The 7,153-nt window shown below is 65.2% G+C and carries 6 protein-coding genes; 3 read left to right on the forward strand and 3 right to left on the reverse strand.

What is annotated here, in order from left to right:
* Positions 1-88: 88 nt before the first annotated feature.
* From VFO93_RS03100 to VFO93_RS03110, 3 genes are all read left to right on the forward strand, one after another.
* A complete protein-coding gene (locus VFO93_RS03100) occupies positions 89-1,339 on the forward strand; it encodes a TolC family protein (protein ID WP_325132852.1) in 1,251 nt (416 codons plus the stop codon).
* Between the two features lie 58 nt (positions 1,340-1,397).
* On the forward strand, positions 1,398-2,585 hold the full coding sequence (locus VFO93_RS03105; RefSeq protein WP_325132853.1) for an efflux RND transporter periplasmic adaptor subunit: 1,188 nt from the start codon (positions 1,398-1,400) through the stop codon (positions 2,583-2,585).
* 138 nt (positions 2,586-2,723) lie between these two features.
* Positions 2,724-4,181 (forward strand): carotenoid oxygenase family protein, encoded by a 1,458-nt coding sequence (locus VFO93_RS03110; RefSeq protein WP_325132854.1) that lies wholly within the window; start codon positions 2,724-2,726, stop codon positions 4,179-4,181.
* On the opposite strand, the gene VFO93_RS03115 is transcribed toward VFO93_RS03110, so the two are convergent.
* The 3 genes from VFO93_RS03115 to VFO93_RS03125 form a co-directional block, all read right to left on the reverse strand.
* Complete coding sequence (locus VFO93_RS03115) at positions 4,178-4,399, reverse strand: hypothetical protein (protein ID WP_325132855.1); 222 nt, start codon at positions 4,397-4,399, stop codon at positions 4,178-4,180. The two genes, VFO93_RS03110 and VFO93_RS03115, sit on opposite strands and share 4 nt — an antisense overlap.
* Positions 4,400-4,822: 423 nt before the next feature.
* Positions 4,823-6,070: an NAD(P)/FAD-dependent oxidoreductase gene (locus VFO93_RS03120; RefSeq protein WP_325132856.1), complete on the reverse strand. Its 1,248-nt coding sequence runs from the start codon at positions 6,068-6,070 to the stop codon at positions 4,823-4,825.
* Positions 6,071-6,079: 9 nt separating this feature from the next.
* Entirely contained in the window at positions 6,080-7,081 is a 1,002-nt protein-coding gene (locus VFO93_RS03125) for a 4-hydroxyproline epimerase (RefSeq protein ID WP_325132857.1), read from the reverse strand.
* Positions 7,082-7,153: the final 72 nt, after the last annotated feature.

The raw sequence follows: 7,153 nt of genomic DNA on the forward strand, positions 1-7,153 counted from the left end.
CCCGCCCCCCTCTCCAAAAAAGAGGGGGGAGCCGGACGCCCAACAACGTCCGTCTGTGGTCGGCTCCCCCTCTTTTTTGGAGAGGGGGTTGGGGGGTGAGGTTCCCCGTGCCGGGCTGGCACTGCTGGCGCTATTCCTCACCTTCGCCGCCCACGCCCAAACTACCCTCGGCTCCACGGCCGGCGCACCCGTGAACCTGGGCCAGGCCCTGCAAACGGCGGGCACCCAAAACCAGTCGCTGCGCAATGCCGGCCTGCAAACCCAGCAGCAGCAGGCGCTCATTCGCACCGGGCTGGAGCTGCCGCGCACGGTGATTGATTTTCAGGTGGGCCAGCTGTCGAGCAATTATACCGATAACACGTTCAATATCATTCAGCAAACGGCCCTGCCAAGCGTGTACCTGGCGCAGCGCCGGCTGCTGCAAAGCCAGGGCGCTACCGCCGAGCAGCAGGCCGCCGTGAGCCGCCGCAGCCTGGCGCAGGCCATCCGCACTAACTACTACGGCCTGCTGGTAAGCTACCGCCGGGTGGCGCTGCTGCGCCGGCAAGACAGCCTGTACCGCCGCGCCGCCCGCGCCGCCCTCATCCGCTACAAAGTGGGCGAAACCAACCGCCTGGAGCAGGTAGCCGCCCAGGCGCGGGTGCTTGAAATCGAAAACCGCCTGCTCACCACGCTTTCCGACCTGGAGGTGCAGCGCGAGCAGCTGGGCCAGCTGCTGGGCAGCCCCGGCGCGGCCGCCGTCGACACCACCCAGGCGCTGCTGGCCCCGCTCGCGGCCACCGACACGGCCGCCCTCTCGCCCGAAAGTAACCCTACGCTGGGTTTGTTGCGCCAGCAAATAGCCGTGAGCCAGTTGCAAGTGCGCGTAGAGCAGCTGCGCCGCCTGCCCGACCTGCGCGCCGGCTACTTCCAGCAAACGTTGCGGCCCGAGTTTACGGCCCTGCGGGTGGCGCAGCTGGGCGTGGCCCTGCCGCTGCTGGGCGGGGCCGGGCGGGCGCGAGTGGCCGCCGCTCGCCTGGGCGAGCAGGTGGCCCAGGGCCAGCTGGCCTACACTACCAGCCAGCTCACCACCCAGCTTAGCACGCTGCGCCGCCAGTTGCGCCGGGCGCGGGCCTCGCTCGACTATTACGAGAAAACGGCCCTGCCCCAGGCCCGGCTCATTATCGTGACGGCCGAAAAAAGCTTCCGGGCCGGCGACATCGACTACGTAACCTACGTGGTGAATACCGAGCCTGCCTGGCAGATTCAAAGCAACTACCTCGACCAGGCGCAGCGGTATAATGAGCTCGTGGTGAGCGTGCAGGCGCTCACGGGGGCGGATATTCTGGTGGGCAAGTAGGGTAGGGCGGGCCCGCCCTGCTCACCGCAGCATTTCTCTTCGATTTGATTCAAAAACTATGTTTTTCAAGTTAAACCTAACGGCCCTAGCTGGCACCATGGCCCTGCTCGCCGCCTGCGGCACCAAGCCTGACACCGCCCAAAAAGCCGCCCCGGCCGCCGCTCCCGCTGCTCCGCCCAACCCCGACGAAGTAACCGTGGGCGCGGCCCAGCTGCAAGCGGCCGGCGTGGCCCTGGGCACCTTCGAGCGCCAGAACATGACCACCGAGGTGCAGGCCAACGGCTCGGTCGAGGTGCCGCCCCAAAACCGCGTTTCCATCACGGCCATCATGGGCGGCTACGTGCAAACGGTGGCCGTGCTGGCCGGCGAGCGCGTGGCTGCCGGTGCGGTGGTAGCTACGCTGCGCTCGCCCGAATACCTAACCTTGCAGCAGAACTACTTGCAGAGCAAGGCCCGCGTGCGCTTCTTGGCCGAAGACCTGGAGCGCCAGCGCATATTGGACGTGGAGGACGTGGGTGCCAAGCGCAAGCTGCAACAGGCCCGCGCCGACTACGCCAGCGAGCAGGCCACGTTGCACGCCACGGCCGCGCAGCTGCGGTTGCTCGGCATCTCGGTGGCCCGCCTCGACGCTACTGGCCAAATCGTGGCCAGCGTGCCGCTCACCACGCCCATCGGCGGCTACGTGAAGGCCGTGAACGTGAACCCCGGCCAGTACGTGAACCCCCAGGACGTGCTGGTAGAAGTGCTGAACCGCGACGACCTGCACCTGGAGCTCAAGGTCTTTGAAAAGGACGTGGCCAAGGTGCAGGTGGGGCAGAAGATTCTATTCAAAATCCAGAACGCCAACCGCGACGAGGAACTCACGGCCCGCGTCTTCCTGGTGGGTAAGGCCTTCGACGATGATGCCCGCACGGTGCGCGTGCACGCCCACTTCGAGCCCGAGCGGCGCGATTTATTACCCGGCCAGTTTGTGGCCGCCCGCATCCAAACGGCCGGGGCGCGCGTGCAGACGCTGCCCGAGGGCGCACTCATCCAGGCCGGTGACCTGAGCTACATTTTTCGGCGCGTAAGCCAGGATTCGGGCCGCACCACGTTTCGGCGGGTGCGGGTGCGCGCCGGCCAGCCTCAGCACGGCGACGTGGCCGTAACCATCCTCGACCCGCTGCCCGATACTACCCAGCTGGTGCGCAAGGGCGCGTATTTTCTGGATGCCGAATTGCGCAAAGGCGAGGGCGGGGATGAGTAAGTGAGCGCGAATGATGTTGCTTGTTGGTCGTGTTACCCCACCCCCGGCCCCTCCCCCCCCCCGGAGGGGAGGGGCCGGGGGTGGGGTAACGCGGCCGGCAAGTCGTCAACCATTCCGCCCGCCCGGCGTTTAGCCGCCATGCCCATTCGCCACTACCCCACGCTGCACGCCTACGTGCAGGCCAACCGCCGCACCCGCGCCGAGTACGACGCCGAGGCGCTGCCGCTGCTCGAAGGTGCCCTGCCGCCCGACCTCGTGGGCACGCTGCTGCGCAACGGCAACGGCCACTTCGAGCAGCACGGCGTACCCTACGAGCATTTGTTCGATGGCGATGGCATGGTAGCGCGCTTCCAGTTTGATGGGAAAAATGTGACCTATCGCAACCGCTACGTGCGCACCGACGAGTACGTGGCCGAGGAAAAGGCCGGCAAGATGCTCTACCGCAGCTTTGGCACCAACCTGCCCGGTGGGCTGCGTGCCAACTTCGGCAAAACGCAGTTCAAGAATACCGCCAATACCAGCCTGGTAGCGCACGGCGGCCACCTGTTGGCGTTGTGGGAGGGCGGCCTGCCGCATCGCCTCGACCCCGACACGCTGGCCACCCTCGGCCGCTACGACTACGGCGGCGCGCTACGCAACCCGTTCGGCTGGCTCGACCGCCGCATCACGCCCGAACTGCCGTTTTCGGCCCACCCCAAGGTGCACCCGACCACCGGCGTGCTCCATAATTTCGGCACCGTAGCCGGCACTCAGCACCGCCTGGCGCTGTACGAGGTAAGCCCCACGGGTGAGGCCCGGCTGGCGCACGCGCTGCCCATGCCGGCCGCCACCTTCGCCCACGATTTTGTGCTGACCCAGAGCGGGCACCGCATTTTCTTTCTCACGCCGGTGGCGTTTGACGTGGTGCGGGCGCTGGCGGGCATCACCTCGCCGGCCGCGTCCATCAAGGTCGATAGCCGGCAAGCGACCCAGGTAGTGGTAGTTGGCCCCGATGGCGCGGTGCAGCGCCTCGAAACCGAATTCGGTTTCCCCTTCCACTTCGTGAACGGCTACCAGGATGCCGACGGCACGCTCGTGGCCGACGCGCTGCTGATGAACACCTATCCCGACTCGCTCAGCATCAAGGCCTACTTGGCCGGCAACCTGCCCGACGACGAGCCATTGGCCAAATTCGTGCGCTTCCGGCTCGACCTGACGGCCGGTACCGTGGCGCGTCAGTTATTGTCTGATTATGAGGGCGAGCTGCCCGAAATCAACCCCACCCGCGTGGGCCAGCCCTACCGTTACGCTTGGGCCATCGGCCGCCCGCCAAGCCACCCGCTGCCGCTACTCGACCACCTCATCAAGCTTGATGTGCACACCGGCGAAGCCCGCCATGCCTACGAACCCGCCACGCTGGTGAGCGAGCCCGTGATAATTCCCCGCGCAAACGCTGCCGCCGAAGACGACGCCTACCTCGTGTACCTGCGCTTCGACGCCCGCACCACCACTACCGACCTCATCGTGGCCGACGCGGCCGACCTGCGCCTACTGGCCCGGCTGGGGCTGCCGCACAACATTCCACTGGGCTTTCATGGCCTGTGGCAGGCGGCCTAGCGCGGCTGTTGAGGTAGTTCGCTAGGATAAACTGGCTGGCTATTCGCTTGGTTTTTTGCAGGCACGGGCACCTGGGCCAGCGGCGCGGGCTGGCCGGGGTAGCTGCGGCTCAGCAGCAGCCCCGCCCCGCAGAGCACACTCACGAAGCCAAGGAAAATGAACAGCGCGCGCACCGACAGCGAGCGAACGGGAAAGGGCGAAGCCGTGAAGAAAACCATAGAAATCGCAAGGAAAAGGAACCTGTGGATGCTGGCTAAGCTGCGCGGAAAGCAGCCTTCTTGACTATAGAACTACTGCTGCCTGCTTACTCGCCCGGCCGGAGCCAGGTAAAAGTGCTTTGCGGCCTGCTAATATATACCCTGAATCAAATAAACTAGTGGTGCGCGTTAAATTAGGGTTAAAAGCCTGATGGGCAGGGTTACGTTTTGATACTGAGTTGCGTGGTTCCGCTCGTCCCACGTTGCGGAATAGCCCCGGAGGGGCGGCCCGTCGGTAGAAAAAGTCGGCTCAAGCAAATCAAAGCCCCGTAGGGGCGACCCAGCTAGTCGAGCGGGTCGCCCCTACGGGGCTAATTATTTTAAAAATAGGGTTTTGGCTACCGGCGGGCCGCCCCGCTGGGGCTACCTCACGTTGCGAAGCAGCTAGGCGTAGCGGTCGGGCGAGAAGGCGTCGATAACCAGCGACAGTTGCTGCTCCCGAATTTGCTCGGCCAGCAGCAGGCCGGTGGCGGGGGCCAGGCTGATGCCCATCATGCCGTGGCCGCTGCCGAAGAGCACGTTGCGCCACTTGGCGGTGGGGCCAATGTAGGGCAGGCCGTCGGGCGAGCAGGGGCGCAGGCCGCTCCACACGGCTTCGGGCGCGGGCGGGGTGGGCGCAAAGCCCGCGTAGTAACGCGGAATGGCCTCAAAAATGCCTTGCACGCGCTTGGCGTTGATGCGCAGGTCGGTATCCGTGATTTCCATGGTGCCCCCGAAGCGCACCTGCGCGCCGAAGGGCGTCACGGCCACTTTTTGCTCGGTGAGGATGGCCGGCGTGCGAATGGCGGGCTGGTTTTCCTGCATAAAGCTGTAGCCCTTGCCCGACAGCATGGGCAGCTTCAAGCCTAGCAGCCGGGCCACCTTGCCCGACCACGCCCCGGCGCACACTACCAGCTGGTCGCAGGCAAAGTCGCCCTGGCTCGTGACGACGTGGGTAATGGTCTGGCCGGTGTGGGCGAAGCGTAGCACCTCGGCCTGCCCCACCAGGCGCACGCCCCGCGTTTGCAGGTAGTGCTTGAGGAAATCGTAGAGGCGGGCGGGGTTGAGGTGGGCGTCGCCGGTGAAGTGCACGGCTCCGCGCACGTCGAGGTCGGCCTCGGGCTCCAGCTCGCGCACCTCGCTACGCGAGAGCACGTTGGCCGCGATGCCGTTGGCGTTGGAGAGCGCCGCCATTTCCACTTCCTCATGCTCGACAGCGGCCGTTTTGTAGAGCATCAGCAGGCCCTTTTCTTCGAGGCCGATGCCCGCGCCGGGGTGCTCGCGGGCGAAGTCGAAGTAGAGGCTCTTGCTGAGTAAGCTCAGGTTTTTGAGGTAGGGCAGGCTGCGGTCGACGTGCTTTTTGGTGGCCGAGCGGTAGAACAGCAGGCACCACTCCACGAGGCGGCGGTCGAGGCGCGGGTGAATGTAGAACGGGCTTTTGGAGGAGAGCATCCACTTCACGCCCTTGCCAATCATGCCCGGCGAGGCCAGCGGCACGAAGTGGCTGGGCACTATCATGCCCGCGTTGCCAATGGAGCAGCCCTGCGTTAGGTCGCCCTGGTCGAGCACGGTCACCTCGGCACCCGCCTCCACGAGGTAGTAGGCGGTAAACAGCCCGATGATGCCCCCGCCGATAATCGTTACCTTACTCATAACTAGCTGCTAAAGAACCTGAAAGCCGTGAACGTAGGGGTCTTCGTCGTCGAAGAAAATAGTGTTGTGGCCCGTGATAATGGCCCAGCCCTCGATGCCGGGCCGGATGGCCGGCCGGCCGGCCACCGTGGTTTCTTCCTCAATAGTGCCCGTGAAAATAGAGCCGATAATGCTCTCGTGCACAAATTTATCGCCGGGCTTGAGGCGGCCCTGGGCGTACCACTGCGCCATGCGGGCCGAGGTGCCGGTGCCGCACGGCGAGCGGTCGATGGCCTTGTCGCCGTAAAACACGGCGTTGCGCGCCGTGGAGGTCGGAGCCAGTGTATCGCCCGCCCACAGGATGTGCGAAAGCCCCTGAATAGTCGGGTTTTCGGGATGCACGAAAATGTACTGCTCGTTGAGGCGCTGGCGCAGTACCCGGCTCCAGGCAATGAGCTGGTCGGCGGGGTAGGCTTGCAGACCCTTAAAGTTGGCTTGCGGGTCCACGATGGCGTAGAAATTGCCGCCGTAGGCTACGTCCACGCGCAAGGGGCCCAGGTCGGGACACTCCACGGCCAGCCCCTCCGAGTCGAGGTAAGCGGGCACGTTCACGAGCTTCACCGATTTCACCTTGTTGCCTTCCTGGCGGTAGCTCACCAGCACGAGGCCGGCGGGCGTTTCGAGCCGCAGCTGGCCCGGCACTTTGGGGGTGATGAGGCCTTCTTCGAGGGCGATGGTGACGGTGCCGATGGTGCCGTGGCCGCACATGGGCAGGCAGCCGCTGGTTTCGATGTAGAGCACGGCCACGTCGTTGGCCGGGTCGTGCGGTGGGTACAGGATGCTGCCCGACATCATGTCGTGGCCCCGCGGCTCAAACATGAGCCCCTTGCGAATCCAGTCGAACTCTTGGAGAAAGTGCTGGCGCTTCTCGCTCATGTTGGCCCCGCGCAGCACGGGGCCGCCGCCCGCTACCAGGCGCACCGGGTTGCCGCAGGTGTGCGCGTCGATGCAAAAAAAAGATTTGTGGGGCATTGGGTGGGATGATGATAATTAAAACTGTGTAAGCGTGTCGCCTCACCCCCCGGCCCCCTCTCCGAAAAGGAG

The sequence above is a fragment of the Hymenobacter sp. genome (genome assembly GCF_035709525.1).
In the GTDB taxonomy this organism is placed as follows: Bacteria; Bacteroidota; Bacteroidia; order Cytophagales; family Hymenobacteraceae; genus Hymenobacter.

Bases quoted from the DNA above. Each gene is read 5' to 3' on its own strand.
- VFO93_RS03105 (WP_325132853.1), top strand. From the start codon at position 1,398: ATGTTTTTCAAGTTAAACCTAACGGCCCTAGCTGGCACCATGGCCCTG.
- VFO93_RS03115 (WP_325132855.1), bottom strand. From the start codon at position 4,399: ATGGTTTTCTTCACGGCTTCGCCCTTTCCCGTTCGCTCGCTGTCGGTG.
- VFO93_RS03125 (WP_325132857.1), bottom strand. From the start codon at position 7,081: ATGCCCCACAAATCTTTTTTTTGCATCGACGCGCACACCTGCGGCAAC.
- VFO93_RS03120 (WP_325132856.1), bottom strand. From the start codon at position 6,070: ATGAGTAAGGTAACGATTATCGGCGGGGGCATCATCGGGCTGTTTACC.
- VFO93_RS03110 (WP_325132854.1), top strand. From the start codon at position 2,724: ATGCCCATTCGCCACTACCCCACGCTGCACGCCTACGTGCAGGCCAAC.